Raw genomic sequence first — 2,873 nt, forward strand, 5'->3', positions numbered from 1 at the left:
GTCTGCTTCCCTGGTCTCGAAAGACATCAAAAAGACGGCCATCTCCATTAAGTCGGTGCTCGCTACCTACATTAAGAGCCTACGCTTTTTAGATGGCTTGGATGACAAAGACACGAAAGGAGAGCCCAAACGTAAACCGTTTTCTATCACCGATTGGGTACAAGATGACAAACAAAAAGGCTTTTTGTTTTTATCGAGTAACGCGCAGCAACACGCCTCATTGCGTCCTTTGATTTCGACGTGGCTTGCCATTGCTTCTAACGCTATCTTGGGACTCAAAGACGATGAAGACCGCCGCATCTGGGTGATTATGGATGAAATGCCAAGTCTGCATAAACTGCCTGAGCTTGACACCATCATTGCCGAAGTGCGTAAGTTTGGGGGCTGTTATGTGATTGGTCTCCAGTCTTATGCGCAGCTAGTGAAAACCTACGGAAAAAATACCGCGGACGTTATTTTTGATTTACTCAACTCTCGCTTTTACTTTCGCGCCCCATCAGCGCAGATGGCACAAATCTCATCCAAAGATTTGGGTGAGCAAGAGGTGGATGTCTCAAGAGAGCACATTTCTTACGGTGCAAATGCACTCCGTGATGGGGTATCGATTGGCCACCAGACGGTGACACGACCGGTTATCTCTAGCAGTGAAATCCAAGCCATGGATGATTTGCAATGTTACCTTCGCGTACCAGGAAGCAGCTTTATCACTCGACTGGATTTGCACTTTGATAAGATGCGAGATGTGACACCGGCCTTTATAAAACGTGATTACACCCCATCGCCCGCCATGACCAAAGCGTATCAAAAAGCGATTTACTTTGAGTGTGTCGCCCCAGGTATGCTCCTCAACGAAGAAGAGCGTAACGCACTCACAGAAATCCAAGCCAAGCAATTTGAAACGCCGGAAGAGATGAAGCTGGAAACCGACCAAATCCAACAAGCACAACGAAGTGAGACAGTCAAAGCGTTAGCCAGCAAGGAGTCGGAAAAGCTCAAATCAGACAATGCCCCTCAAGATCGCGCGCATCAAGAGCTCGACGAGTCGGCGATATCTCAAGATATCGAGATGGAAGCGGGCGATATGGTTGAATAGCGCATCAAATAGTCGATAGCCACACAAGACAGAAATAGGTCATTGCAAACCAAATGTATTAGGTATTTTTATGTTACCGAGTTTGTCTACATTAATCTTCGAGACCTTGGTCGTCTCACTCTTATTTTTTGCACTTTGTTTTATGCAGATCACCGAGAGTCAATTTCAGTGGACGCAACTTTTCATCGCGTCCACTGGCTTTTTATCACTGTATGGTTTGAAGCGCATCGTGGTTTTTTTGTTAAAAAACGCCCCAACACTCCTCACTACATCGTACTCACCTTTGCAGTATTCGCTTTACTCCTGAGCATCAGCATGAAGTACTCGTTATTTGGTTTATTGAATTCGATAGGCCTGACTTTCATGTACTTGGCACCCAGCGTGTCAAAAAGTGCACTGACTCAATCTTAGTCATGACTAGATATTTAGTTATAGTGCACCATAACGTAAGCCCTATCATTGATGAGATTCATTAAAGGAAAATCGATGAAAAGCGTAACGCCCCATAGAGACGACACCCTAGGGCCTCATCATCTCGAATAATCACTCAACCACTCTTCCAAGCCTTGCAATGGCAAGGCTTTTTTACGTTCATTCATCAAGGAATTACCATGTCAAATAAGACCCTCTTTAATTCTGACCATCTACCGATATTAAAGAAACAATTACACACTATATTCGATCAACTTACCTTCGCTGAAATCATTCAGGGCAACGCCACCGAAAAAAACACATGGTTATCGATTTGCGCTCAAGCGGTAGGTTATGGCGACTGGGACGACTTAAAAGCGCAAGCAGTCACGCACCACGAGCCAACCCACAACATTCTATTTAACCAAGCATCCATCATTCCTTTCATCCAAAGTGTCAGAGTCAGCTTGGGGGAGCACATCGACAATATTGAAGGCTTTACCCATGTCATACTAAGAAACTTAACTACCGAAGAGTTAAACGCCATGAATGGCAATAAAGAAGAGCTTCCCCCCCTACCCAAAGCGCCAACGTCCTATACGTTAGAATTAGGACCGAATACGGCCTATGCCCGCGACCTTTTAGATTGGCTGTGGCCAAGAACAAAAAATTACCAAGTAGACCCTATCAACACTCAGTATCTAGCGCACATGAAAGAAAAGCGAATGAGCTTGAGCAAGTCTCAAGCAAAAGAGCGCGCTTTGGATGTTTACCCACACTCTGGCATGCTAATCAGAGACATCTTAGAGCAACTGATTTCAGAAAATTACCTAGAACTCAACGATGATCAAAGGTGCGTCACTTTTACTCGCAAAGGTCTTAATTATCTCAACGGAAAAATGACCCACGAATATGACGACCAATGGAAAGAATGGTTTAAGGCATTTGCAGCGCATCTCAAAAAAATCCCATACCGATACATCAAGATAGATTGGACACCCTATATCGATTTATATGCCCGGGGCATGTCACCCATTGAGGCGGCAAAAAGTCTTGAATGGTCAGAATGCTACACTCAAGCACACTCAGAGATCCAATCGGCCATTAAACACCAACTCGACATCCATCTGCCTCTATACCCCAAAGAACGATACCTGCAATTTACGCCCAGAATATTTCTGACACCTGAGCTTACCAGCAACAAGGTAACAGACATTCATTTTGAATTTATAGGACCCGACTGGGCTAAACCAAACGGCAATCCAAAAACAAAGCGCTTTTGGCCAAACAAACGCTACGTGTCTGTTTATTTAGATACCTCCCCCAAAAGTCGAGGTTGGTATGCCGTCATTCCCGATGAGGTTGATTG

Annotated in this window: 2 protein-coding genes; both read left to right on the forward strand. The window is 44.7% G+C overall.

Translation table 11 applies throughout. The features are described 5' to 3' along the window. The coding region (locus AB4653_RS12715) for a type IV secretion system DNA-binding domain-containing protein (protein WP_372070879.1) at nt 1–1,093 on the forward strand (1,093 nt) is incomplete at its 5' end. 611 nt (nt 1,094–1,704) lie between these two features. Further along, nucleotides 1,705–2,873: hypothetical protein (locus AB4653_RS12720; protein WP_372104324.1), on the forward strand; the 1,169-nt coding region annotated here is incomplete at its 3' end.

It is taken from the genome of Vibrio sp. 10N.222.48.A3 (assembly GCF_041475345.1).
GTDB lineage: Bacteria > Pseudomonadota > Gammaproteobacteria > Enterobacterales > Vibrionaceae > Vibrio > Vibrio tasmaniensis_A.